Here is a 25,959-nt window from a genome sequence, read left to right on the forward strand (position 1 = left end):
GCTAATCCCGAGAGTGACAGGCACCCCGATAGATCGCCTCCAGCCGATCCGTCACCGCATGAATCGAGAACGCCTCCCGGACGGCGCGATGCCCCGCCGCCACGAGGGCGTCCCGCTTGGCGTCGTCTGCCAGCACACTGCACACCGCGTCGGCCAGCTCTTCGGGACTGCCGTCGGTGACCAACGCCGCGCCCCGGCCGGCCAGCTCGTTCGCGATGCCGCAACTGTCCGTGCAGACGACGGGGGTGCCCGCCGAGAGGGCCTCCATCACGGTCATCGGGAACGGTTCGTCAACGCTGGGCAGCACATAGACCGCCGCCCTCGCATACGCCCGTACCGCCTCCGGGTGCTGCAGCGCCCCGCCGTAGGAGACGATGCCCTGCAGCCCATGGGCGGCGATCAGCCGGCGCACGGTGGGGAGCATCCCCTCGTCCGCCCCGTGGACGGTGAACCGGGCGTCGGGCATCCGCCGGTGCACCAGGGCGGCCATCTCGACGAAGGCCTCAGGGCGCTTGCGCGGGTGCAGTCTGGCGAGGAAGAGCACCTCGCGGTGGCGCCGCGAGTGCTCCGCCCCTCCCCCGGGCTCGGGACACACCCCGTTGGGCAGGGTCATCAGCGGCGGACCGCCGGCACCGATGACCTCGGCAACGGCCCGGCGCTCGTGCTCGGTGAGAACCAGGCAGCCGTGCGCCCGCCGCAGCAGCGGCACGTACAAGCGGTCGAAGAGCCTGGCGACGGCAGCGTGCCGGGGCTGCAGCATGCCATGCGTCTGTGCGACGAACTTCTTGCGGCGCAGCGCGGCGACGGCGAGCGCCGCGAGGGAGACAAGGTCGCGCCCCGCGTGCACATGGACCACGTCGGCCCTGCCCATCGACACCCACAGGTCCCTGACCAGCAGCGGATGCATGAGCCCGGTGAAACGCCCCGGGAGCAGCGAGCGAGCCGGACGCGTTCGCAGCGGCACGGAGCCGAGGCGTTTCGGCGCCGAGGACCTGCCTCGCCACAGCGACACCAGCGTGACCTCGTGGCCACGTGCGGCGCACTCCTCAAGATGCCCGGCGGCCACGCTCGTCGGACCGCCGTACGCTCCGTCGTCGCTGACGAGCGTCACTACATGGACCACTCTCATGCCGCGGCCCCATGCGTGATGACCTCACCGGGACCGACATCACGGCGGGCGACCGCCGAGGCACCGACCACCGCGCTGCGGCCGACGGTCACGCCGCGCAGCACGACGGCCCGGGCCGCGACCCAGGATCCGGGCTCCAGACGGATGGGTCCGTTGTCGAACTCCATGGTGGGGCTGCGTCGTTGGTGACTTCCGGTGCACAGGAAGGCGTCCTGCGAGACACACACATCGCTGCCGATGATGATCGGCTGCAGGTTCAGCAACCAGGCACCCTCACCGATCCACACGTCGTCGCCGACGGTCAGCCGCCAGGGCCAGTGCACCCGGACACCGTGCCGGATCAGCACCCGCCGCCCGATCCGCGCACCGAACGCCCGCAGCACCACCGGACGCCAGCGCGCCGGGAACCACCACTTGCGGAACACGAGATGCAGTACGGCGAACCACGCAGCCTGGACCAGCCAGGGCCGCCCCTTGTCGTAGCCCGCCCCGGTGAAACCCCGCAGGGAACGTTCGACGACGGCCCTGTGCTGGGCCTGGCCCGCATGGGTGCCCCCACTAGGCGGCGCAGCGGTCTCTGACATGGCGGCACCCTTCCCAATATGCGGAGAAACTGCATTTACGCGTATTTACTATGACCTCATCGCAAGCACCAGCACATACAGGCGTGTTGCCGACGCGCTCGGCTGCCCGGCGCATCCGCCGTACCGACATTCGCCCTTTCCGGTGCCCTGCACCCCGGACGGCCCAGGAAAAGGGATCCCCGGGGACTGACGCCGATCCGGTTGTGCAACGAATCAGACTGCCCACAAAGGGTGCAATCGGGAAGATTCAGAGCAAAAGGAGCACTTATCGTGCGAGTAACCAGTCGAGCGGCCACGCGGTCGGCGCGAGCGAGATGGGGAGTGCGCTGCGTCGGCCTCGGCCTGACCACGGCCCTGGCGGTCACCTTCGCGGCAGGCCCGGCGGCGGCCGCCCCGGGGCCTCAGCTGAGGGCGGAGGTAGCGCCCGAAGAGGTTGCCGACAACCCGGACTGTGACGACTTCGATCAGTTTGCCGGCTCCGAAGAGTTCGACACGGACAACGCGCCGGCGAACGGGGAAGAGCTGGACATCAACGGGCAGGGAACGATCACCCTGGGCGTCACGCAGAGAACAGAGGAGCCGGACGGGCAGCTGCTGAGCTTCAGCGTCGACGGCCCCTTCGCCGTGGTGGGAGTCATCGTCAAGGGCGGTCCGGCAAACGAGGGAGGAGCCAACCTCTACGACTACACGGGCACGCCGGCCGGCCAGATCGAAGCGGACGAGGACCTCCACGCTCAGCTCAACCCTCCCGGTAACGCCATCACCGACATCAGCCACGTGGCGTTCTGCGTCGTCCCGGACGGCAGCAACACCTGACGCCCTAGAGGCACACAGACACAGCAAAGGGGCCCGTACGACCGAAGTCGTACGGGCCCCTTCACGAGCTCGCGCTGGAGCTACCAGGTCAAACCAACAAGACTTACTTGTTGATCTTGGTGACCTGGCCGGCGCCGACCGTCCGGCCACCCTCACGGATGGCGAACTTCAGGCCCTCTTCCATGGCGACGGGCTGGATGAGCTCCACCTTCATCTCGGTGTTGTCACCCGGCATGACCATCTCGGTGCCCTCGGGGAGGGTCACGACGCCGGTCACGTCCGTCGTACGGAAGTAGAACTGCGGACGGTAGTTGTTGAAGAACGGCGTGTGGCGGCCACCCTCGTCCTTGGACAGGATGTAGGCCTGGGCCTCGAACTCGGTGTGCGGCGTGACCGAACCGGGCTTGATGATGACCTGGCCGCGCTCGACGTCCTCGCGCTTGATGCCACGGAGCAGCAGACCGACGTTCTCACCGGCCTGGCCCTCGTCGAGCAGCTTGCGGAACATCTCGATGCCGGTGACCGTGGTGGTGGTCTTCTCCTGCTTGATGCCCACGATGTCGACGGTCTCGTTGACCTTCAGGACACCACGCTCGATACGGCCGGTGACGACCGTACCGCGACCGGTGATCGTGAAGACGTCCTCGATCGGCATCAGGAACGGCTTGTCGACGTCACGCTCGGGCTGCGGGATGTTCTCGTCGACGGCCTTCATCAGGTCGAGGACGGTCTGGCCCCACTCCTTGTCGCCCTCAAGGGCCTTGAGCGCCGAGACCTTGACGACCGGCAGGTCGTCGCCCGGGAACTCGTACTCGGAGAGCAGCTCACGGACCTCGAGCTCGACGAGCTCCAGGATCTCCTCGTCGTCCACCATGTCGGCCTTGTTCAGGGCGACGACGATGTACGGAACGCCGACCTGGCGGGCCAGGAGCACGTGCTCCTTGGTCTGCGGCATCGGGCCGTCGGTGGCGGCGACCACGAGGATGGCGCCGTCCATCTGAGCGGCACCGGTGATCATGTTCTTGATGTAGTCCGCGTGACCGGGGCAGTCGACGTGGGCGTAGTGACGCGCCTCGGTCTGGTACTCGACGTGCGCGATGGAGATGGTGATACCGCGCTGGCGCTCCTCGGGAGCCTTGTCGATCTGGTCGAAGGCCGAGGCCTCGTTCAGGTCCGGGTACGCGTCGTGCAGCACCTTGGTAATGGCGGCCGTAAGGGTCGTCTTACCGTGGTCGATGTGACCGATGGTGCCGATGTTGACGTGGGGCTTAGTCCGCTCGAACTTCGCCTTCGCCACGGGGTCCTCCTGTGGAGTGGTTCTGAACGCCTTGCTTCATCGGCGCCAGGTGATCTTTGCTGGAAAGCCCGGGCCTCGGGGCAAACAACCGTGTTTGCGGGTGTTTGCCCCTCAAGGCTCCGGAGTCAAGCCTAAAGCGTGTGAACGCGGTGCGTTACTCGCCCTTGGCCTTCGCGATGATCTCCTCGGCGACGTTCCGCGGAACCTCGGCGTAGGAGTCGAACTGCATGGAGTAGCTGGCCCGGCCGGACGTCTTGCTGCGCAGGTCGCCGACGTAACCGAACATCTCCGAGAGGGGCACGAGGCCCTTCACGACGCGAGCACCCGCCCGCTCCTCCATGGCCTGGATCTGGCCACGGCGGGAGTTGATGTCGCCGATGACCTCACCCATGTAGTCCTCGGGCGTGGTGACCTCGACGGCCATCATCGGCTCAAGGAGCACAGGGCTGGCCTTGCGCGCGGCCTCCTTGAAGGCCTGCGAACCGGCGATCTTGAACGCGAGCTCGGAGGAGTCGACCTCGTGGTAGCCACCGTCGATGAGCGTGACGCGGACGCCCGTCATCTCGTAGCCCGCGAGGATGCCGAACTGCATGGCCTCCTGCGCACCGGCGTCGACCGAAGGGATGTACTCCTTCGGGATACGGCCACCGGTGACCTTGTTCACGAACTCGTACGAGGCGTCGCCGCCCTCGATCGGCTCGATCGCGATCTGCACCTTGGCGAACTGGCCGGTACCACCAGTCTGCTTCTTGTGCGTGTAGTCGACGCGCTCGACGGCCTTGCGGATCGTCTCGCGGTAGGCGACCTGCGGCTTGCCGACGTTGGCCTCGACCTTGAACTCACGGCGCATACGGTCGACCAGCACCTCGAGGTGCAGCTCGCCCATACCACCGATGATGGTCTGGCCGGTCTCCTCGTCCGAGTGAACCTGGAAGGAGGGGTCCTCCTCCGCGAGACGCTGGATGGCGACACCCAGCTTCTCCTGGTCACCCTTGGACTTGGGCTCGATGGCGACCTGAATGACCGGCGCCGGGAAGTCCATGGACTCCAGGATCACCGGGTTCTTGTCGTCGGACAGCGTCTCACCGGTGGTGGTCTGCTTCAGGCCCATGACGGCGATGATGTCGCCGGCGCCCACCGAGTCGATCTCCTCACGCTTGTTCGCGTGCATGCGGTAGATCTTGCCGATGCGCTCCTTCTTGCCCTTGACGGAGTTCAGCACGGCGGTGCCGGACTCCAGGCGGCCCGAGTAGACCCGGACGAAGGTGAGCTTGCCGAGGTGCGGGTCGCTCATGATCTTGAACGCCAGCGCGGACAGCGGCTCGTCGTCGGACGGCTTGCGCTTGACGACCAGCTCGGGGTCCTTCACGTCGTGGCCCTCGATGGCCTCGACGTCGAGCGGGGTCGGCAGGTAGCGCACGACCGCGTCGAGCAGGGGCTGGACGCCCTTGTTCTTGAACGCGGTGCCACAGAACACCGGGGTGACCGTGGTGTCGCTGGACTTGCCGGACGCGATGGTGATGCGACGGATCGCGGCGTACAGCTGCTCCTCGGTGGGCTCCTGGCCCTCCAGGTACAGCTCCATGATCTCTTCGTCGTTCTCGGCGACGCCCTCGATCAGCTTGCCGCGGTACTCCTCGGCAGCCTCGGTGTGCGTGGCCGGGATGTCGACGACGTCGTACATCTCGCCCTTGGCGGCCTCGGCGGACCACACGAGCGCCTTCATGCGGACCAGGTCCACGACGCCCTTGAAGTCGGCCTCGGCGCCGATCGGAAGCTGCATGACCAGCGGCTGCGCACCGAGGCGGTCCGAGATCATGTCGACGCAGCGGTGGAACTCGGCACCGGTGCGGTCCAGCTTGTTCACGAAGCAGATGCGCGGCACGCCGTAACGGTCGGCCTGACGCCACACCGTCTCGGACTGCGGCTCCACACCGGCGACACCGTCGAACACCGTGACGGCACCGTCCAGGACGCGCAGCGAGCGCTCCACCTCGACCGTGAAGTCGACGTGGCCCGGGGTGTCGATGATGTTGATCGTGTAGTCGTTGTCCTCGAGCGGCCAGTGACAGGTGGTGGCAGCAGAGGTGATCGTGATGCCACGCTCCTGCTCCTGCTCCATCCAGTCCATGGTGGCAGCGCCGTCGTGGACTTCACCGATCTTGTAGCTGACGCCGGTGTAGAAGAGGATCCGCTCGGTGGTGGTCGTCTTGCCCGCGTCGATGTGGGCCATGATCCCGATGTTGCGGACCTTGGCCAGGTCAAGTGAAGTGGTAGCCATAAGGCTTCAGTCTTCTCTCGGTCTCGATGGGGTCTGCGACTACCAGCGGTAGTGCGCGAAGGCCTTGTTGGACTCGGCCATCTTGTGGGTGTCCTCGCGCTTCTTCACGGCCGCACCGAGGCCGTTCGAGGCGTCGAGAAGCTCGTTGAGGAGACGCTCGGTCATGGTCTTCTCGCGACGGGCGCGGGAGTAACCGACCAGCCAGCGCAGCGCGAGCGTGTTGGCACGACCGGGCTTGACCTCGATCGGAACCTGGTACGTCGCACCACCGACACGGCGGGACTTGACCTCGAGGGTCGGCTTGATGTTCTCAAGCGCGCGCTTCAGCGTGATGATCGGGTCGTTGCCCGTCTTCTCACGCAGACCCTCCATGGCGCCGTAGACGATGCGCTCGGCGGTGGAGCGCTTGCCGTTCAGCAGCACCTTGTTGATGAGCGACGTGACAAGAGGAGAACCGTAGACCGGGTCGATGATGACCGGGCGCTTCGGGGCGGGGCCCTTACGAGGCATTCTTACTTCTCCTTCTTGGCGCCGTAGCGGCTGCGGGCCTGCTTGCGGTTCTTGACACCCTGGGTGTCAAGCGAACCACGGATGATCTTGTAGCGAACACCCGGCAGGTCCTTCACACGGCCGCCGCGCACGAGCACGATGGAGTGCTCCTGCAGGTTGTGTCCCTCACCCGGAATGTAAGCGGTGACCTCGATCCCGCTGGTCAGACGCACACGCGCGACCTTACGCAGGGCCGAGTTCGGCTTCTTCGGGGTGGTCGTGAACACACGCGTGCAGACGCCACGACGCTGAGGGGAACCCTCGAGTGCGGGCGTCTTGTTCTTCTCGACCTTGTCCTGCCGGCCCTTACGGACCAGCTGCTGGATCGTAGGCACTACTTCTCCGGTTTCTGTGTGCCGAATGGTGAAGCTAACCTGGAACGTCGCCGACCCACGCGGTCGGGTGTGTCGAACCCGGCGAACTTCCGCCGTGAGGCGAGAAGAGCACGGATTGCGGTGGCCGCTCACAGCTCGCTGTGCGGTCTGAAGGCACGCACAAGAGCCAGGGCACACCCCAGGCACAAGGTCTGAGCGTACCTACCTCAAACGCTACGGTCAAAACAAATGGGCCTCGCCCGCATCGCCATACGGCCGATGTCAAGACCGCGCGGCGGGTTCGATCTTCGAATCGCCGATTCGGGCAGGCCGGTGTCGCTCATCCAGCCCCGGACTCGGACACGGCGGCGGCCACCATCAGCAGCGTCAGCAGCACCGCCCAGCCGGCGGTGGACAGCCACCCGAGCACGAGGCCGGTCAGCGCCAGCGTGTCACCGCCCTGCCCGGTGCGGCGTATCTCGGTACGCGCCGCATGCCCGAGGACGACGGCCGGAATGCCGGTCAGCCCGAAGCTCACCAGACACAACACCCCGCAGACCGCCGCACCGACGGCCTTGCTGTTGGTCGGCGGCCGCGGCGACGCCAGGAACGTGCCCGGTACGGGCGTGACGGGCGCCGACTGCGGCATCGGGCCCTGGGGCAGGTCGGCGACCAGCAGGGCGAGCTCACCCACCGTACGAGCCGTGTAGGCCCGTGTGACCCGCTTCTCGAACTCGGGCTGCTCGAGCCGCCCCTCGCCATAGCCGGCCCTGAGCACGTCCACGGCCCGCTCACGGTCGGCGTGCGAGGCGAGCATCACCGGGGCGTTCGACCCGGACCACGGCTGCCACGACGGTTGCCCCATGGAGAGCACCTCCCCCGTACTGGTCGGAGTCTCTCCATGATGCGCCGAACGGGCATTCCAGGCATCGGGGTCCACCCGGAGAAAACCCGGAGACGGTCTCAGGGAACGCCGAAGGGCGGCCACCCCGAGAGGTGACCGCCCTTCATACGATCGCTCGCTTACTGGTTGTACGGACCGTAGTCGTAGTCCTCCAGCGGAACGGCCTGGCCGGAGCCGGTGCCGAACGGCGAGTAGTCGATGTCGTCGTAGCCGACGGCCGAGTACATCGCGGCCTTGGCCTCCTCGGTCGGCTCGACCCGGATGTTGCGGTAGCGGGACAGACCCGTACCGGCCGGGATGAGCTTACCGATGATGACGTTCTCCTTGAGGCCGATGAGCGAGTCGGACTTGGCGTTGATCGCCGCGTCCGTGAGGACTCGCGTCGTCTCCTGGAAGGACGCCGCCGACAGCCAGGACTCCGTGGCCAGCGAGGCCTTGGTGATACCCATGAGCTGCGGACGACCGGAGGCCGGGTGACCGCCCTCCTGCACCACACGACGGTTCTCGGTCTCGAACTTCGAGCGCTCGACCAGCTCGCCGGGCAGCAGCTCGGCGTCGCCGGACTCGATGATCGTCACTCGGCGCAGCATCTGCCGGATGATGATCTCGATGTGCTTGTCGTGGATCGACACACCCTGCGAGTTGTAGACCTTCTGGACCTCGCCGACCAGGTGGACCTGGACGGCACGCTGGCCCAGGATGCGCAGCACGTCGTGCGGGTTGGTGGCACCCACGGTGAGCTTCTGGCCCACCTCGACGTGCTCGCCCTCGCTGACCAGGAGTCGGGCACGCTTCGAGATCGGGTACGCCGTCTCGTCGCTGCCGTCGTCCGGGGTGACGACGAGCTTCTTGGTCTTCTCGGTCTCCTCGATCCGCACGCGGCCGGTGGCCTCGGAGATCGGGGCGACACCCTTCGGGGTACGGGCCTCGAAGAGCTCGACGACACGCGGCAGACCCTGGGTGATGTCGTCACCGGCCACACCACCGGTGTGGAAGGTACGCATCGTCAGCTGGGTACCGGGCTCACCGATGGACTGGGCGGCGATGATGCCGACCGCCTCACCGATGTCGACCAGCTTGCCGGTGGCCAGGGAGCGGCCGTAGCACATCGCGCAGGTGCCGACCTGGGACTCACAGGTCAGGATCGAACGGGTCTTGACCTCCTCGACACCATGGCGCACCAGCTGGTCGATGAGCACGTCGCCCAGGTCCACGTTGGCCGGCGCGATCACCTTGCCGTCGATGACGACGTCCTCGGCGAGCATGCGGGCGTAGACGCTGGTCTCGACGTCCTCCGCCTTCTGGAGCACGCCATTGGCGTCCTTCGAGGCGATCCGCAGCTTCAGACCGCGCTCGGTGCCGCAGTCCTCCTCGCGGATGATGACGTCCTGGGAGACGTCGACCAGACGACGGGTGAGGTAACCCGAGTCGGCGGTACGCAGGGCGGTGTCCGCCAGACCCTTACGGGCACCGTGCGTGGAGATGAAGTACTCCAGCACGGACAGGCCCTCACGGAACGACGCCTTGATCGGACGCGGGATCGTCTCGTTCTTCGCGTTCGACACCAGACCACGCATACCGGCGATCTGACGCATCTGCATCATGTTGCCTCGTGCACCCGAGTTCACCATCATGAAGATCGGGTTGGTCTTCGGGAAGTTCTCGTTCATGGCCTCGGCGACCTCGTTGGTCGCCTTGGTCCAGATCGCGATGAGCTCCTGGGTGCGCTCGTCCTTGGTGATCAGACCGCGCTCGTACTGCTTCTGGACCTTCTCGTCCTGCGCTTCGTAGCCCTTGACGATCTCCTTCTTCGCCTCGGGAACGACGACGTCGGAGATGGCGACGGTGACACCGGAACGGGTCGCCCAGTAGAAGCCGGATGCCTTCAGGTTGTCGAGCGTCGCCGCCACGATGACCTTGGGGTAGCGCTCGGCGAGGTCGTTGACGATCTCGGAGAGCTGCTTCTTGCCGACCTCGTAGTCGACGAACGGGTAGTCCTCGGGCAGCAGCTCGTTGAAGAGCGCGCGGCCCAGGGTCGTCCGCAGCCGGAACGAGTCACCCTGCTGCCACTCCGGCTCGCCCTCCTCCTGCGCCGGCGGCATCCAGCCGCGGGGCGGGATGGTGCCGACCGGGAAGCGGATGTCGATCTTCGACTGGAGCGAGAGCTCGCCCGCGTCGAAGGCCATGATCGCCTCGGCCACGGACGCGAAGGAGCGGTCCTCGCCCTTGACGTTCCGCATCTCGGAGTCGGTGGTGAGGAAGAACAGACCGAGGACCATGTCCTGGGTCGGCATCGTCACCGGACGACCGTCGGCGGGCTTGAGGATGTTGTTCGAGGACAGCATCAGGATGCGGGCCTCGGCCTGCGCCTCCGCGGACAGCGGCAGGTGCACGGCCATCTGGTCACCGTCGAAGTCCGCGTTGAACGCGGTGCAGACGAGCGGGTGGATCTGGATGGCCTTGCCCTCGACCAGCTGCGGCTCGAAGGCCTGGATGCCGAGGCGGTGCAGGGTGGGAGCACGGTTCAGCAGAACCGGGTGCTCGGCGATGACCTCTTCGAGGACGTCGTACACGACCGTGCGGCCGCGCTCCACCATGCGCTTGGCGCTCTTGATGTTCTGCGCGTGGTTCAGGTCGACCAGGCGCTTCATCACGAACGGCTTGAAGAGCTCCAGCGCCATCGCCTTGGGCAGACCGCACTGGTGCAGCTTCAGCTGCGGACCGACGACGATCACGGAACGCGCGGAGTAGTCCACACGCTTGCCGAGCAGGTTCTGACGGAATCGACCCTGCTTACCCTTCAGCATGTCGCTGAGGGACTTCAGCGGACGGTTACCGGGACCGGTGACCGGGCGACCGCGACGACCGTTGTCGAACAGCGCGTCGACGGCCTCCTGGAGCATGCGCTTCTCGTTGTTCACGATGATCTCGGGCGCACCGAGGTCGAGAAGGCGCTTCAGTCGGTTGTTCCGGTTGATCACACGGCGGTACAGGTCGTTCAGGTCGGAGGTCGCGAAGCGGCCACCGTCCAGCTGCACCATCGGGCGAAGGTCCGGCGGGATGACCGGGACGCAGTCGAGAACCATGCCCTTGGGGCTGTTGGAGGTCTGCAGGAAGGCAGACACGACCTTCAGCCGCTTCAGCGCACGGGTCTTCTTCTGACCCTTGCCGGTACGGATGATCTCGCGGAGCTTCTCGGCCTCCTCGTCGAGGTCGAAGGACTCCAGGCGCTTCTGCAGCGCCGCGGCACCCATCGAACCGTCGAAGTAGGTGCCGAAGCGGTCACGCAGCTCGCGGTAGAGGAGCTCGTCGCCCTCCAGGTCCTGGACCTTGAGGTTCTTGAACCGGGTCCACACCTCGTCGAGACGGTCGATCTCGCGCTGCGCACGGTCGCGCAGCTGCTTCATCTCACGCTCGGCACCCTCGCGCACCTTGCGGCGCACGTCGGCCTTGGCGCCCTCGGCCTCCAGCTCGGCCAGGTCGGTCTCGAGCTTCTTGGCGCGGGCCTCCAGGTCGGCGTCCCGGCGGTTCTCGACCTGCTGACGCTCCACCGAGACATGCGCCTCCAGGGAGGGCAGGTCACGGGTACGGCGCTCCTCGTCGACGTACGTGATCATGTACGCCGCGAAGTAGATGACCTTCTCGAGGTCCTTGGGCGCCAGGTCCAGCAGGTAGCCGAGGCGCGAAGGAACACCCTTGAAGTACCAGATGTGCGTGACAGGCGCGGCCAGCTCGATGTGGCCCATCCGCTCACGACGCACCTTGGCGCGAGTCACCTCGACGCCGCAGCGCTCACAGATGATGCCCTTGAAGCGGACACGCTTGTACTTGCCGCAGTAGCACTCCCAGTCCCGGGTCGGACCGAAGATCTTCTCGCAGAAGAGTCCGTCCTTTTCGGGCTTGAGCGTGCGGTAGTTGATGGTCTCGGGCTTCTTGACCTCGCCGTGGCTCCACTGACGGATGTCGTCAGCGGTGGCCAGACCGATCCGGAGCTCATCGAAGAAGTTGACGTCGAGCACTATGCGTCAATCCCTCTCAGGGTTGTAAGTCTTGGGGTCTGAAACGGGGGCCTGGGGGTCGGCGGGGCCCTGTGGGTGAGGGCCCCGCCGGACTCCCGTCAGACCTCTTCGACGCTGCTCGGCTCGCGCCGGGACAGGTCGATGCCGAGCTCCTCCGCTGCGCGGAAGACGTCCTCGTCGGTGTCACGCATCTCGATGGACATACCGTCGCTGGACAGCACCTCCACGTTCAGGCAGAGCGACTGCATCTCCTTGATGAGCACCTTGAAGGACTCGGGGATGCCGGGCTCGGGGATGTTCTCGCCCTTGACGATGGCCTCGTAGACCTTCACGCGGCCGGTGACGTCGTCGGACTTGATGGTCAGCAGCTCCTGGAGGGCGTACGCGGCGCCGTATGCCTCCAGCGCCCACACCTCCATCTCACCGAACCGCTGGCCACCGAACTGGGCCTTACCACCCAGCGGCTGCTGGGTGATCATGCTGTACGGACCGGTCGAGCGGGCGTGCAGCTTGTCGTCGACCAGGTGGTGCAGCTTCAGGATGTACATGTAGCCGACCGAGATCGGCTCCGGGAACGGCTCACCGGAACGGCCGTCGAACAGCGGCGCCTTACCGGTCGGGAGCACCATGCGCTCGCCGTCGCGGTTCGGGATCGTGTGCTCCAGCAGACCGGCCAGCTCGTCCTCACGCGCACCGTCGAAGACCGGGGTCGCGACGTTGGTGCCCGGCTGGACCGAGTCGGCGCCGATCGCCTGGAGGCGCTGCGCCCACTCGTCCGCGAGACCGGAGACGTCCCAGCCGCGGCTGGCGAGCCAGCCGAGGTGGATCTCCAGGACCTGTCCCGGGTTCATTCGGGACGGCACACCCAGCGGGTTGAGGATGATGTCGACCGGGGTGCCGTCCTCCAGGAACGGCATGTCCTCGATCGGCAGGATCTTCGAGATGACACCCTTGTTGCCGTGTCGGCCGGCGAGCTTGTCACCGTCGGTGATCTTGCGCTTCTGCGCCACGTACACGCGCACCAGCTGGTTCACACCGGGGGGAAGCTCGTCGCCCTCCTCGCGGTCGAAGACGCGGACGCCGATGACCTTGCCGGTCTCGCCGTGCGGCACCTTCAGCGAGGTGTCACGGACCTCACGGGCCTTCTCACCGAAGATCGCGCGCAGCAGGCGCTCCTCCGGCGTCAGCTCGGTCTCACCCTTCGGGGTCACCTTGCCGACGAGGATGTCGCCGGCGATGACCTCGGCACCGATGCGGATGATGCCGCGCTCGTCGAGGTCGGCGAGGACCTCCTCGGAGACGTTCGGGATGTCCCGGGTGATCTCCTCGGGGCCGAGCTTGGTGTCACGGGCGTCGACCTCGTGCTCCTCGATGTGGATCGAGGAGAGGACGTCGTCCTGTACGAGGCGCTGCGACAGGATGATCGCGTCCTCGTAGTTGTGACCCTCCCACGGCATGAACGCCACGAGCAGGTTCTTGCCGAGCGCCATCTCGCCGTTCTGGGTGGCCGGACCGTCGGCGAGGACCTGGCCCTCGATGATCCGGTCGCCCTCCAGGACGATGACCTTCTGGTTGACCGAGGTGCCCTGGTTGGAGCGGGCGAACTTGGCCAGTCGGTACGTGATGTACGTGCCGTCGTCGTTGGCGGTGGTGATGTAGTCCGCGGAGACCTCCTGGACCACACCGGCCTTCTCGGCCTTGACCACGTCGCCGGCGTCGACCGCGGAGCGGTACTCCATGCCGGTGCCGACGAGCGGCGCCTCGGACTTGATCAGCGGTACGGCCTGACGCATCATGTTCGCGCCCATGAGGGCACGGTTGGCGTCGTCGTGCTCGAGGAACGGGATCATGGCGGTCGCGACCGACACCATCTGGCGCGGCGAGACGTCCATGTAGTCCACGTCGTCACCGGCGACGTAGTCGACCTCACCGCCACGGCGGCGGACCAGGACGCGGTTCTCGGCGAACCGCAGGTCGTCCGTGAGCGTGGCGTTGGCCTGCGCGATGACGAAGCGGTCTTCCTCGTCGGCCGTCAGGTAGTCCACCTCGTCGGTGACCTGACCGCCCTCGACCTTGCGGTACGGGGTCTCCACGAAGCCGAACGCGTTGACGCGGCCGTAGGAGGCGAGCGAACCGATCAGACCGATGTTCGGGCCTTCGGGCGTCTCGATCGGGCACATACGGCCGTAGTGCGACGGGTGAACGTCACGGACCTCGAAGCCGGCCCGCTCACGGGAGAGACCACCCGGGCCGAGTGCGGAGAGACGCCGCTTGTGCGTCAGACCCGACAGCGGGTTGTTCTGGTCCATGAACTGGGACAGCTGGCTGGTGCCGAAGAACTCCTTGATGGAGGCGACGACCGGCCGGATGTTGATCAGGGTCTGCGGCGTGATCGCCTCGACGTCCTGGGTCGTCATGCGCTCACGCACGACGCGCTCCATACGAGCCAGACCGGTGCGGACCTGGTTCTGGATGAGCTCGCCGACGCTGCGCAGACGACGGTTGCCGAAGTGGTCGATGTCGTCGGTCTCGACAACGATCGTCTGACCGCTGTCGGCGACCGTCTCGGTCTCGCCCGCGTGCAGCTTGACCAGGTACTTGATCGTCGAAATGACGTCCTCGACGGTCAGGATGCCCGCGTCCAGCGGAGCGTCCGCACCCAGCTTCTTGTTGACCTTGTAGCGGCCGACCTTGGCGAGGTCGTAGCGCTTCGGGTTGAAGTAGAGGTTCTCCAGAAGCGTCTGCGCGGCCTCACGCGTGGGGGGCTCGCCCGGACGCAGCTTGCGGTAGATGTCGAGCAGCGCGTCGTCCTGGCCCTGGGTGTGGTCCTTCTCCAGGGTGGCGCGCATCGACTCGTACTCGCCGAACTCCTCCAGGATCTGCTCGGTCGTCCAACCGAGCGCCTTGAGGAGGACGGTCACGGACTGCTTGCGCTTGCGGTCGATACGGACACCGACCATGTCGCGCTTGTCGATCTCCATCTCCAGCCAGGCACCCCGGGACGGGATGATCTTGGCCGAGAAGATGTCCTTGTCGGACGTCTTGTCGATGGAGGAGTCGAAGTAGACACCGGGCGAACGGACCAGCTGCGACACGACGACACGCTCGGTGCCGTTGATGACGAAGGTGCCCTTGTTCGTCATGAGCGGGAAGTCGCCCATGAAGACCGTCTGGGACTTGATCTCACCGGTCTCGTTGTTGGTGAACTCCGCCGTCACGAAGAGCGGGGCGGCGTAGGTGAAGTCGCGCTCCTTGCACTCGTCGATCGAGTTCTTCGGCGGCTCGAAGCGGTGGTCGCGGAACGTCAGCGACATCGACCCGGAAAAGTCCTCGATCGGAGAGATCTCCTCGAAGATCTCCTCCAGTCCGGACTTGGTGGGGACGTCCTGACCCGACTCCAGAGCCGCCTCGACCCGACTCTGCCAGGCGGTGTTGCCGAGCAGCCAGTCAAAGCTCTCGGTCTGCAGCGCGAGCAGGTTCGGAACCTCGAGGGGCTCCTTGATCTTTGCAAAGGAGATGCGCAGCGGGGCGGTGCTGGCGCCGTTGTTCATATTCGCGGTCGAGGCGTTGCGCGAGGCGGCCAAGAGGGGGTCCTTCCGAGGGCTCGGACTCACTACGCGCGTACCGGCCCCTCACCGGCGCACAGAGACAGGGGTTTCCTTCTCCAGCCAAAGAATGGCCAGGTCAGGGATGGTCCGGTCATCGGTGCTCAAGCGAGGGCATGCCCCTGGTGACGGGCAGGGGACAGCTAACAGGCAGCGCAAAGGGTCAGTGTAGCCACTTGGCACACTGATGTCCAGTGCGGGTTTTCCGCGACCCTCGTTGTCCTCAACGCCCTCGGCATGCTTGCCCTCATTGCACGTTGATACTGCCCTCTTCGTCGCCGATCCATGCCTCGGATTCGGATCCTTGTGGCGACGCGTCCTGAGAATTGCGCGCTGCGTGCGGTTCGTCAAGGCCCCCATGCCCGAACCCAGGACGGCCCGGAGACACGACGAAGATCACCATACCCCTCGCTCCAGCGGGCGCAAGGCAACCGTGGCCGCGCCCCCAGGAACGCCGAAGAGCGACCACCCGAATGGATGATCGCTCTTCGGTGCGACTGCGTTACAGCCTCAGAAGGCCGGATTCAGCAAGCGCGGCGGTCGTGGTCGACCGGCAAGACCGGGAAGGTCTTACTTGACCTCGACGGAGGCGCCGGCGCCCTCGAGGGACTCCTTGGCCTTGTCCGCGGCCTCCTTGTTGACCTTCTCCAGAACCGGCTTCGGCGCACCGTCGACCAGGTCCTTGGCCTCCTTCAGGCCGAGGGAGGTGAGCTCGCGCACGACCTTGATGACCTGGATCTTCTTGTCGCCGGCGCCGGTGAGGACGACGTCGAACTCGTCCTTCTCCTCCGGGGCCTCGGCGGCGGCGGCCGGACCGGCCGGGCCGGCAACGGCGACCGCGGCGGCGGCGGTGACGTCGAACTTCTCCTCGAACGCCTTCACGAACTCGGAGAGCTGGATGAGGGTCATGCCCTCGAACTCGGCGAGCAGTTCGTCCTGGGTGAGAGCCACGATGGCTTTCCTTCCACTAATTCGGCTGGTGCCGGATGTACATGAATGGCGGGCGTACGTTGGCCCGCTACGACCTCCGCCTCAGGCGGCGATCATGATGCGAGCCGAGTTACTCGGCACCGCCCTGCTCGTCCTGCTTGGCACGAAGCGCGTCCACGGTGCGGACGAGCTTCGACGGGAGCGCCTGGAAGACCTGAGCAGCCTGCGTCTGCTTGCCCTTCAGAGCGCCCGCCAGCTTGGCGAGCAGAACCTCGCGGGACTCGAGGTCCGCAAGCTTCTTGATCTCGTCGGCGGACAGCGCCTTGCCGTCAAGGACACCGCCCTTGATGACGAGGTTCGGGTTGTCCTTGGCGAAGTCACGAAGACCCTTGGCCGACTCCACCGGGTCACCGGTGACGAAGGCGACCGCCGTCGGACCGTTGAACAGGTCGTCGAGCGTGTTGATCCCGGCCGCGTTGGCCGCGATCTTGGTCAGCGTGTTCTTCACCACGGCGTACTCGGAGTTCTCACCGAGCGAACGGCGCAGCTGCTTGAGCTGGGCCACGGTGAGACCCCGGTACTCGGTCAGCACGGCGGCGTTCGAGCTGCGGAACTTGTCCGTGAGCTCGGCTACCGCGGCAGCCTTGTCGGGCGTCGGCATAGAGCGTCGGCCTCCTTCCGGGTGATGAGGACCGCTCAGAAGGGGCTGGGGTAAACGAAACGCCCCGGCGCAGGCGCACGGGGCGTAGCTCGACCGGGACTCGCACGCTGTTGGGCAGCGAACTCCGGGAGCACTTCCACAGTCACCTGCGCGGGTCGTCCGCGAATTTCAGCGGATCCTTCGGCCACCGCGCCCTCGTACGAGCACACGGCAACGACCAGCGGTCTTTGGCTTCTGTAGGAGAGTACGGGACCCGGTCGCCGTCAGGCAAATCGGCTCCTCTCCCCTCAGGAGGCGCCGCCGATCGCGCCCCGCCGCAGCAGGTCCCTGAGGTCAGCGGTGTCCCCCGCCGGAGGCTTCTCGACCGCGGCCTTCACGCCGTAGTCGCTGTAGTACGCGGTCTGGGTCAGCGGGCCCGTGGCCGTGCGTCCCTGCTCGACCTTCTTGACCAGCAGGTCCCGGTCGTCGACCCATATGTCGACGGTCTGGGTGGTGGCGCCCTCGACCCGCACGGTGCCGGAGTAGCGCGTGGTGCGCCTGCCGCTCAGGGTCTCCTCGCCGACCTTCCGTACGTCTCTGGAGGACAGCAGGAGCTTCACGGAGGTGTGCGGGGTGTTGCCGCGCATCTGGTCGGCGAGGTCGGCTCCGGAGCTGCCGGCGAGGTTCTTGAGGTCGTCGTAGGCGTACTTGATCCAGTGCTTGCCGTCGGCCTTCTCGGCGAAGGTCTCGCCCATGCGGGCGTAGTAGGCGTCGGGGAGGTAGCGGGCCTCCATGGAGGTGGTGCCGAGCCGGCGCATCGTCTCGGCCGTCGTGCCACCGGTGTAGGTGATCGTCAGGGTGCCGGTGAGGCCGTCGCCCCAGGCGAGGGTGCCGTGGGCCTTCATGGACAGCGTCGAGCCGACGGTGGTCGTGGACCGTACGCGGGCGGAGTCGGCTGCGTCGGTGGACCGCTCGACGGTGCGCAGGGCGGCCGTCACGGCACGGGAGGGCGTCGGGCCGTCCTCCTCGCCGGAGGAGTCGGAGGAGTCGGAGGACTCTGAGGAGGTGCAGGCGGCCAGGGCCGTCAGCGCGGTCAGCAGCGCGATCCAGAGCGCCGTCCGGCGCGCCCTCGTGCTCGTCATCCGTCCCCCCTGCGCGAATCCCGTGAATGCACGTTAACCCAGGCCACTGACAAACGGCGGGAGACAAGGGAACGGGCCCCGCACCCGGTAAGGGGTGCGGGGCCCGTCGTCGAGCCTGGTGAGCCGGTGGCTCAGACCGCGGCCGGGTCCTCTTCGACGAGGAGGTTGCGGGTGCGGTTCGGGTCGAGCGGAATGCCGGGGCCCATCGTGGTGGTGATGGCGGCCTTCTTGATGTAGCGACCCTTGGCGGCGGACGGCTTCAGACGGAGGATCTCCTCCAGCGCGGCGCCGTAGTTCTCCACCAGCTTGGTGTCGTCGAAGGACGCCTTGCCGATGATGAAGTGCAGGTTCGAGTGCTTGTCGACGCGGAACTCGATCTTGCCGCCCTTGATCTCGGTCACGGCCTTGGCCACGTCCGGGGTCACGGTGCCGGTCTTCGGGTTCGGCATCAGACCACGCGGGCCGAGGACACGGCCGAGGCGGCCGACCTTGCCCATGAGGTCCGGGGTGGCGACGACGGCGTCGAAGTCCAGGCGGCCCTTCGAGACCTCGTCGATCAGCTCGTCGGCACCGACGATGTCGGCGCCCGCGGCACGCGCGGCCTCGGCACGGTCACCGGTCGCGAAGACCAGGACCCGGGCGGTCTTACCGGTGCCGTGCGGAAGGTTCACGGTGCCACGGACCATCTGGTCGGCCTTGCGCGGGTCGACACCCAGACGGAAGGCGACCTCGACGGTGCCGTCGAACTTGGTCGTGGACGTCTCCTTGGCGAGACGGACGGCCTCGAGCGGGGCGTAGAGCTTGTCCCGGTCGACCTTGGCGTCCGCAGCGCGGAGAGACTTGCTGCGCTTGCTCACTACTGCTCCTGTGTGTTCTGAGGAGTCGTGGTGCGGGCCGAGCAGGCCCTGCCACGGATGTACCTACGGGGGTGAGGTCAGCCCTCGACCGTGATGCCCATGGAGCGGGCGGTGCCGGCGATGATCTTGGACGCGGCGTCCAGGTCATTGGCGTTGAGGTCGGGCATCTTGGTGGTGGCGATCTCGCGGACCTGCGCCTCGGTGATCTTGGCGACCTTGGTCTTGTGCGGCTCGCCGGAGCCCTTCTCGACACCAGCGGCCTTGAGGATCATCTTCGCGGCCGGCGGGGTCTTGGTGATGAAGGTGAAGGAACGGTCCTCGTAGACCGTGATCTCCACCGGGATGACCCAACCGCGCTGCGACTCGGTCGCGGCGTTGTAGGCCTTGCAGAACTCCATGATGTTGACGCCGTGCTGGCCCAGCGCGGGGCCGACCGGCGGAGCCGGGTTGGCCGCACCGGCCTGGATCTGGAGCTTGATGAGCCCCGTGACCTTCTTCTTCTTGGGAGGCATGCTCTCTCCGGGTCCTTAGTGAGAGGTGTTCCGCCACCATCCGTACCGCTGGCCACCTGGAACGGTGAACGTCCGGATCATCCGGATGGAGGCATACCGCACAACGATAACGGGTAACGCGTCAGGGCCAAAACCGGCAGCTCAGACGCCCGGACAGACGTCGGCCCCGGCCGCCGCGCGTCGGCCGGGGCCCACAGGGGGCGAGAGCGAGGTCAGCAGCGCTTGGACGTGGTGGCCTGACCCGGCACCGGGTCGCCGGGGGCACGCAGCGTACCGATGGCCGCGGTGCACTCGTCGACCGTGTCGGCCGGGTAGGACCAGAACTCCTGGCTGTTGGTGGCGTTCCACCAGTCCTGGCCCACGATCTCGTCACGGGCGTAGCTGTAGACGCCGGTGCTGACGTCGTAGTCCTTGACCTTGTCGCGGAAGCTCTGCCAGACCCAGACGTAGCCGTAGTTCGCCTTGCACCTGGGCGAGTAGAACTGCTTCACCGAGGCCGCGTGCGCGCCGCCCCGGTTGATGTACGCGGTGGCGCCGATCTGATAGGCGTCCGAGCAGACGCCGGCCGCCTGCGCCTTGGTGCTCAGCGGGTTGCCGGCCTCGGACGGGGCGGCCGAACGGGCGGTCAGGTTCTGCTTGCCGGGCGACGGGGCCGGTCCGGTGCCGGCGAACGCGGAGGTCGCCGGCAGCAGGACGCAGGCGGACGCGGCTGCCGCGACCAGGATGGTGCGAGTGCGCATGAGGAAGTTCCCCCACTTCTCGGTCGGCGCGCGGGCAGCGGACATCGCATGGCAAACCGCCATAAAGGGTTGGAGATCACCGTGAAGAACGCTGTCCACGCGTTTCGGTCATCAAGTCAGACCAGCGGAGTCACCGGATGGTTGTGGTGCAGCACACATTTATTGGGAACTTGAGGTGCCCATACGACGAAAGGGCCCTCGACCAGCGGAAACCGCTGGTCGAGGGCCCTTTCGTGAGAGCTGCTGTACCGCTAGTTCTTCTGGATCTGGTCGAAGGAGAGCTCGACCGGCGTCTCCCGGCCGAAGATCTCCACCAGGCCCTTGACCTTCTTGGAGTCGGCGTTGATCTCGTTGATCGTGGCCTGCAGCGTGGCGAACGGGCCGTCGGTGACGGTGACCGAGTCGCCGACCTCGAAGTCCAGGACCTGGACCTCGACCTTGCGCTGCGGGGCGGGCTTGCCCTCGGCCTCGGCGGCCTCGCGGGCGGCCTTCTCCTCGGCCTCCGGGGCGAGCATCTTGACGATCTCGTCCAGGGTCAGCGGGTACGGGTCGTAGGCGTTGCCCACGAAGCCGGTGACGCCGGGGGTGTTGCGGACGACACCCCAGGACTCGTTGGTGAGGTCCATACGGACCAGGACGTAACCCGGCAGCTTGTTCTGCTTGATCGTCTTGCGGTCGCCGTTCTTGATCTGGACGACCTCTTCCTGCGGCACCTCGGCCTGGAAGATGTAGTCCTCGACGTTCAGCGAGACGGCGCGCTGCTCCAGGTTGGTCTTCACGCGGTTCTCGTAACCGGCGTAGGTGTGGATGACGTACCACTCGCCGGGCAGCGTGCGAAGCTCCTCGCGCAGGGCGGCGACCGGGTCGACGGGCTCGGCCTCCTCCTCGGTGGCCTCTTCCTCTGCGACCTCGGCGTCCTCGACGTGCAGTGCGGCCTCCTCGGCCGGCTCGCCCGCCTCGGCGTCGGCAGCCTCGACCTCGTCCAGGTCCTCGTCCGCGCCCTCGACGATGTCGAGCTCGTCTTCCATGGACTCGGCGTCCTGTCCGAGCGGCTCGATGGCGTCGTTCAGGTTCTGGTCAGACACGGTGGCTGCTTCTTCCTGGATACATAGGGGTGGAACATGCGAAAAGGGGCGCCGGTAACCGCGGCGCCCTTCGCTCTTGGCTCAGCCGAAGACGTACTTGGCGGCGTGGTCGAGCCCATAGTCAATCACGGTCACCAGGGCGATCATGATGGCGACGAAGAAGATCACCACGGTGGTGTACGACGTCAGCTGATTGCGCGTGGGCCAGACGACCTTGCGGAGTTCCGCGACCACCTGGCGGTAGAAGAGCGCGAGCCGCTTCAGCGGGCCCTTCTTCGCACGCTTGCCGCCCTTACGGGACTTCTTCTTGTCCTGCGCCTCATCCTGGGCGTCAGGCGTATCGATGGAGCCCACGGCGTCCGCCATCCGTCCTCACCTGATCCCGGGTCGTGGCCGTGCCGCGCCCGGTCTGAGCCGCACGGCGTTGCAATTGCTGTACGTACATGCGCACACATCCTGGCGAAGGTGTGTGTAGCAGGGCCGGAGGGACTTGAACCCCCAACCGCTGGTTTTGGAGACCAGTGCTCTACCAATTGAGCTACGACCCTTTGTGTGCACCCCAACGTACCGCATCCGGACGAGTGCTCGCTGTGCACCATTCGCCGCGGGCCGCTGAAGGCCAACGAGGTGAGAGTGTACGTGGTCCTGGGCGCGCCGTCGAACAGAAAGTGCCCGATAGAGGCTCGATAGGCGAAAGATCGCCGGGTGTTGAGCCATGCCACGACGCAAGATCGCGCAGGCCGTGGGCCCGATCCGGACGGATGTTCAACCGATGTTCAGTCCGTGAAACCCGCGTGCCGCCCGCGTTTCCGGTCTGAAACGATGGCCCCATGAGCGCTGCAACCCCTCCCACCGAGCGCCGGGTCTCCGCCCGAGTCGGCGCGATCTCCGAGTCCGCCACCCTCGCCGTGGACGCCAAGGCCAAGGCCCTCAAGGCCGCCGGGCGTCCGGTGATCGGCTTCGGCGCCGGCGAGCCCGACTTCCCGACCCCGGACTACATCGTCGAGGCCGCCATCGAGGCCTGCAAGAACCCGAAGTACCACCGCTACACCCCGGCCGGCGGTCTGCCCGAGCTGAAGGCCGCGATCGCCGCGAAGACGCTGCGCGACTCCGGCTATGAGCCCGACGTCTCGCAGATCCTCGTCACCAACGGCGGCAAGCAGGCCATCTACGAGGCCTTCGCCGCGATCCTCGACCCGGGCGACGAGGTCATCGTCCCGGCGCCGTACTGGACGACGTACCCGGAGTCGATCCGCCTCGCGGGCGGCGTCCCGGTCGAGGTCGTCGCCGACGAGACGACCGGCTACCGCGTCTCCGTGGAGCAGCTGGAGGCGGCCCGTACGGAGAAGACGAAGGTCGTCCTCTTCGTGTCGCCGTCCAACCCGACCGGCGCCGTCTACAGCGAGGCCGACACCGAGGCCATCGGCCGCTGGGCCCTGGAGCACGGCCTGTGGGTGATGACGGACGAGATCTACGAGCACCTGGTGTACGGCGACGCGGTGTCCGTGTCGCTGCCCGCCGTGCTGCCCGAGCTGCGCGACAAGTGCGTAGTGGTCAACGGTGTGGCCAAGACGTACGCCATGACGGGCTGGCGGGTCGGCTGGATCATCGGCCCGAAGGACGTGGTGAAGGCCGCGACCAACCTCCAGTCCCACGCGACGTCGAACGTCTCGAACGTGGCGCAGGTGGCCGCCCTCGCCGCCGTCTCCGGTGATCTGGACGCCGTCGCGAAGATGCGCGAGGCGTTCGACCGCCGCCGTAAGACGATCGTGCGGATGCTGAACGAGATCGACAGGGTGCTCTGCCCGGAGCCCGAGGGCGCCTTCTACGCGTACCCGTCGGTGAAGGCCCTCATCGGCAAGGAGATCCGCGGCAAGCGCCCGCAGAACAGCGTCGAGCTGGCCGCGCTGATCCTGGAGGAGGCCGAGGTCGCGGTCGTCCCCGGTGAGGCGTTCGGTACGCCGGGCTATCTGCGGCTGTCGTACGCGCTCGGTGACGAGGATCTCGTCGAGGGTGTGAGCCGGATCCAGAAGCTGCTGGCGGAGGCCAGGGACTGACGTTCCGTATCGGCGATGGGGCACATACCGGCTTTGGTATGTGCCCCATTTGTTTGTGCGAGCAAGACCACTAAAGGGGAAACCGCTACCGGGACGGCGGACACGTGCGGCAGGATCCTGGAATGGAGCGTGTACGTGATGTCTCTGAACTGCCGAAAGCCCATCTGCACCTGCACTTCACTGGTTCGATGCGGCCGACGACCCTGCTCGAACTGGCCGACCACTACGGCGTGCGGCTGCCCGAGGCGCTGACGGACGCGCTGACCGGCGGGGAGCCGCCGAGGCTGCGGGCCACGGACGAGCGGGGCTGGTTCCGCTTCCAGCGCATGTATGACGCGGCGCGCTCGTGCCTGCGGCGGCCCGAGGACATCCAGCGGCTGGTCAGGGAGGCCGCGCAGGAGGATCTGAAGGACGGCTCCGGCTGGCTGGAGATCCAGGTCGATCCGACGTCGTACGCGCCCCGGCTCGGTGGGCTGATCCCGGCGCTGGAGATCATCCTGGACGCGGTGGAGACGGCGTCGCGGGACACGGGGCTCGGGATGCGCGTCCTGGTCGCCGCGAACCGGATGAAGCACCCCTTGGACGCGCGCACGCTGGCGCGGCTCGCGGTGCGGTACGCCGACCGGGGTGTGGTCGGCTTCGGGCTGTCGAACGACGAGCGCCGGGGCATGGCGCGGGACTTCGACCGGGCCTTCCACATCGCCCGCGAGGGCGGTCTGCTGTCGGCCCCGCACGGCGGCGAGCTGACCGGCCCGTCCTCGGTCCGGGACTGCCTGGACGACCTGCACGCGAACCGGCTCGGCCACGGCGTGCGCGCGGCGGAGGACCCGCGGCTGCTGAAGCGCCTCGCCGACAAGGGCGTGACCTGCGAGGTGTGCCCCGCCTCGAACGTCGCCCTCGGTGTCTACGAGAAACCCGAGGACGTGCCGCTGCGCACCCTGTACGAGGCGGGTGTGCCCATGGCCCTCGGCGCGGATGACCCCTTGCTCTTCGGCTCGCGCCTCGCCGCACAGTACGACATCGCGCGCCGCCATCACGCCTTCACCGACGAGGAACTGGCCGAACTGGCCCGGCAGTCGGTGCGGGCGTCGGCGGCGCCGGAGGATGTGAAGGCGAAGCTCCTGTCCGGGGTCGACGACTGGCTCGCCTAGTCGGCGATTCCGGCGAGCAGTGTGCGGGCCAGCCGGGCGGCGAACTCGTCCACCGGGGGCCGTACCGCCTCCCTGGTGGCGTCGTAGGCGAACGCCCGCTGCGCGCAGGCCCCCATCAGCAGTGAGGCCGCGGCGAAGGTGTCCGCGTCCGTGCGGACCCGGCCCATCTCCTGTTCGGCCCGGAGATAGGTGTCGAGCTCCTGGATCGGTACGTGCGGGCCCGCGCCCATCTGCCGTACGGCGTCGTCGTGCCGTTTCTTGAGCTCGGTCTGCGCGTACAGGGACGCGGCGATCGGGAAGCTCTGCTCGTAGAACAGTGCCGCCTGGCGGGCGATCTCGGTGAGGTTCTCCTGGATGGAGTGCCGGCCGGGCTCGGCCGCGAGGCCGCTGAGCAGGGGGCGCAGTGGGGGCAGCCGCTCGGTGAGCACTTGGATGAAGAGCTCCTCCTTACTGGCGAAGTGCTTGTACAGCGCCGCCTCGGAGCAGCCGGCCGCCCGAGCGATCTCCTTGGTCGTGGTCCGCGCGAGGCCGACGGTGAGCATCAGGTCGTGCGCGGCGTCGAGGAGGCGGACCCTGGTCGGCTTGTTCTCCATGGAATGTCCTATCGCCCTTGACGGGTGGGTGAGTACTTACTCACTCTAGTGGGAGCGAGGGGTGAGTGAATACTCACCCACCTATTTCACGCGCCCATCTCACACACCCGGGAGCTCTCATGAAACTCACCGTCTTCGGCGCCACCGGAGGCATCGGCAAGGAGATCGTCCGCCAGGCCCTGGACGCAGGTCACGAGGTCACGGCCGTCGTACGGGATCCCGCGCGGCTGCCTGTCACGGGTGACCGTCTGGAGGTGTTCCGCGCGGACCTCGGCGATCCCGGCGTGCTGCGGGCCGCCGTCGCCGGGCGGGACGCCGTGCTGTCGGGTCTCGGTGCCCGGGGCCGGGGGGACGCGGGGGTCGCGGTGAAGCTGACCCGCACCGTGCTGGCGGCCCTGGAGGCCGAGGAGGTGCGGCGGCTGCTGGTGGTGAGTGCGGCGCCGGTCGGGCCCGAGCCGGAGGGGGACGGGTTGGTGGACCGTGCCGTGCGCGGCATCGTGTCGGCCGTCCTCAAGGACATCTACGCCGACCTGCGGGAGATGGAGGCGGCCGTGGCCCGCAGCGCCACGGACTGGACGGTCGTACGGCCCCCTCGACTGCAGGACAAGCCGGTCAGCGCGAGGTACCGCACGGTCGTGGGCGGGTTTCCGGCCAGGGGCCGCTTCATCGGGCGGGCGGATGTGGCGCACGCGATGCTGGGGATGATCGGGGATGCGGGGACGGTGAAGCAGGGGGTGGGCGTGGCCTATTGAGG

General features: G+C 67.1%; 22 protein-coding genes and 1 tRNA gene. 4 read left to right on the forward strand and 19 right to left on the reverse strand.

All coding sequences use genetic code 11. The features are described 5' to 3' along the window. Position 1 precedes the first annotated feature (1 nt). Both IE325_RS32110 and IE325_RS32115 read right to left on the reverse strand, forming a co-directional pair. The gene (locus IE325_RS32110; protein ID WP_190073625.1) at positions 2-1,129 is read right to left on the reverse strand and encodes a glycosyltransferase; all 1,128 of its coding nucleotides are present in this window, start codon (positions 1,127-1,129) and stop codon (positions 2-4) included. After that, positions 1,126-1,713, reverse strand: coding sequence for an LbetaH domain-containing protein (locus IE325_RS32115; protein WP_190073626.1), 588 nt, complete (start codon positions 1,711-1,713; stop codon positions 1,126-1,128). Before IE325_RS32115 ends, IE325_RS32110 begins: the two co-directional genes overlap by 4 nt. 321 nt (positions 1,714-2,034) lie before the next feature. On the opposite strand from IE325_RS32115, the gene IE325_RS32120 reads away from it, so the two are divergent. After that, positions 2,035-2,529, forward strand: a complete 495-nt coding sequence (locus IE325_RS32120; protein ID WP_190073627.1) for a hypothetical protein — start codon at positions 2,035-2,037, stop codon at positions 2,527-2,529. Positions 2,530-2,632: 103 nt separating this feature from the next. Here the strand turns inward: IE325_RS32120 and tuf are convergent, their stop codons facing one another. The 16 genes from tuf to IE325_RS32200 all read right to left on the reverse strand — a co-directional run bounded on the left by tuf (position 2,633) and on the right by IE325_RS32200 (position 21,952). Continuing rightward, entirely contained in the window at positions 2,633-3,826 is a 1,194-nt protein-coding gene (gene tuf, locus IE325_RS32125; protein ID WP_190073628.1) for an elongation factor Tu, read from the reverse strand. A 154-nt stretch (positions 3,827-3,980) separates the two neighbouring features. Continuing rightward, positions 3,981-6,107: an elongation factor G gene (fusA, locus tag IE325_RS32130; RefSeq protein WP_190073629.1), complete on the reverse strand. Its 2,127-nt coding sequence runs from the start codon at positions 6,105-6,107 to the stop codon at positions 3,981-3,983. A gap of 39 nt (positions 6,108-6,146) precedes the next feature. Next, positions 6,147-6,617 (reverse strand): 30S ribosomal protein S7, encoded by a 471-nt coding sequence (gene rpsG / locus IE325_RS32135; protein ID WP_003992340.1) that lies wholly within the window; start codon positions 6,615-6,617, stop codon positions 6,147-6,149. A gap of 2 nt (positions 6,618-6,619) precedes the next feature. Then, positions 6,620-6,991 (reverse strand): 30S ribosomal protein S12, encoded by a 372-nt coding sequence (rpsL, locus tag IE325_RS32140; RefSeq protein WP_003948652.1) that lies wholly within the window; start codon positions 6,989-6,991, stop codon positions 6,620-6,622. 319 nt (positions 6,992-7,310) lie between these two features. Beyond that, positions 7,311-7,835 (reverse strand): DUF1707 and DUF4190 domain-containing protein, encoded by a 525-nt coding sequence (locus tag IE325_RS32145; protein WP_229912146.1) that lies wholly within the window; start codon positions 7,833-7,835, stop codon positions 7,311-7,313. Between the two features lie 158 nt (positions 7,836-7,993). Continuing rightward, a complete protein-coding gene (locus IE325_RS32150) occupies positions 7,994-11,893 on the reverse strand; it encodes a DNA-directed RNA polymerase subunit beta' (protein ID WP_190073630.1) in 3,900 nt (1,299 codons plus the stop codon). A 98-nt stretch (positions 11,894-11,991) separates the two neighbouring features. After that, positions 11,992-15,477, reverse strand: coding sequence for a DNA-directed RNA polymerase subunit beta (rpoB, locus tag IE325_RS32155; protein ID WP_190073631.1), 3,486 nt, complete (start codon positions 15,475-15,477; stop codon positions 11,992-11,994). Between the two features lie 591 nt (positions 15,478-16,068). Beyond that, on the reverse strand, positions 16,069-16,452 hold the full coding sequence (gene rplL / locus IE325_RS32160) for a 50S ribosomal protein L7/L12 (RefSeq protein ID WP_190073825.1): 384 nt from the start codon (positions 16,450-16,452) through the stop codon (positions 16,069-16,071). Between the two features lie 106 nt (positions 16,453-16,558). Next, complete coding sequence (rplJ, locus tag IE325_RS32165; protein ID WP_190073632.1) at positions 16,559-17,089, reverse strand: 50S ribosomal protein L10; 531 nt, start codon at positions 17,087-17,089, stop codon at positions 16,559-16,561. A 287-nt stretch (positions 17,090-17,376) separates the two neighbouring features. Further along, positions 17,377-18,210, reverse strand: a complete 834-nt coding sequence (locus tag IE325_RS32170; protein ID WP_190073633.1) for an SCO4651 family lipoprotein — start codon at positions 18,208-18,210, stop codon at positions 17,377-17,379. A gap of 131 nt (positions 18,211-18,341) precedes the next feature. Continuing rightward, the gene (rplA, locus tag IE325_RS32175) at positions 18,342-19,067 is read right to left on the reverse strand and encodes a 50S ribosomal protein L1 (protein ID WP_190073634.1); all 726 of its coding nucleotides are present in this window, start codon (positions 19,065-19,067) and stop codon (positions 18,342-18,344) included. Positions 19,068-19,144: 77 nt separating this feature from the next. Next, a complete protein-coding gene (gene rplK / locus IE325_RS32180; RefSeq protein ID WP_016645192.1) occupies positions 19,145-19,579 on the reverse strand; it encodes a 50S ribosomal protein L11 in 435 nt (144 codons plus the stop codon). Positions 19,580-19,791: 212 nt separating this feature from the next. Continuing rightward, positions 19,792-20,319 carry a hypothetical protein gene (locus IE325_RS32185; protein WP_190073635.1) on the reverse strand — a complete coding sequence of 176 codons (528 nt, stop codon included), beginning with the start codon at positions 20,317-20,319 and terminating at the stop codon, positions 19,792-19,794. A 251-nt stretch (positions 20,320-20,570) separates the two neighbouring features. Further along, on the reverse strand, positions 20,571-21,404 hold the full coding sequence (gene nusG, locus IE325_RS32190; protein ID WP_190073636.1) for a transcription termination/antitermination protein NusG: 834 nt from the start codon (positions 21,402-21,404) through the stop codon (positions 20,571-20,573). 81 nt (positions 21,405-21,485) lie between these two features. After that, positions 21,486-21,770, reverse strand: a complete 285-nt coding sequence (gene secE / locus IE325_RS32195) for a preprotein translocase subunit SecE (RefSeq protein ID WP_190073637.1) — start codon at positions 21,768-21,770, stop codon at positions 21,486-21,488. Positions 21,771-21,879: 109 nt separating this feature from the next. Further along, positions 21,880-21,952, reverse strand: a tRNA-Trp gene (locus tag IE325_RS32200). A gap of 282 nt (positions 21,953-22,234) precedes the next feature. On the opposite strand from IE325_RS32200, the gene IE325_RS32205 reads away from it, so the two are divergent. Together IE325_RS32205 and IE325_RS32210 are read left to right on the forward strand one after the other, a co-directional pair. Next, positions 22,235-23,461, forward strand: coding sequence for a pyridoxal phosphate-dependent aminotransferase (locus tag IE325_RS32205; protein ID WP_190073638.1), 1,227 nt, complete (start codon positions 22,235-22,237; stop codon positions 23,459-23,461). 122 nt (positions 23,462-23,583) lie between these two features. Beyond that, a complete protein-coding gene (locus IE325_RS32210) occupies positions 23,584-24,612 on the forward strand; it encodes an adenosine deaminase (protein WP_190073639.1) in 1,029 nt (342 codons plus the stop codon). On the opposite strand, the gene IE325_RS32215 is transcribed toward IE325_RS32210, so the two are convergent. Beyond that, positions 24,609-25,205 (reverse strand): TetR/AcrR family transcriptional regulator, encoded by a 597-nt coding sequence (locus IE325_RS32215; RefSeq protein WP_190073640.1) that lies wholly within the window; start codon positions 25,203-25,205, stop codon positions 24,609-24,611. The two genes, IE325_RS32210 and IE325_RS32215, sit on opposite strands and share 4 nt — an antisense overlap. A gap of 119 nt (positions 25,206-25,324) precedes the next feature. Between IE325_RS32215 and IE325_RS32220 the strand changes: the two genes are divergently transcribed. Next, positions 25,325-25,957, forward strand: coding sequence for an NAD(P)-dependent oxidoreductase (locus IE325_RS32220; protein WP_190073641.1), 633 nt, complete (start codon positions 25,325-25,327; stop codon positions 25,955-25,957). Positions 25,958-25,959 lie beyond the last annotated feature (2 nt).

Origin of the sequence: Streptomyces lanatus (genome assembly GCF_014655715.1) — a bacterium.
In the GTDB taxonomy this organism is placed as follows: Bacteria; Actinomycetota; Actinomycetes; order Streptomycetales; family Streptomycetaceae; genus Streptomyces; species Streptomyces lanatus.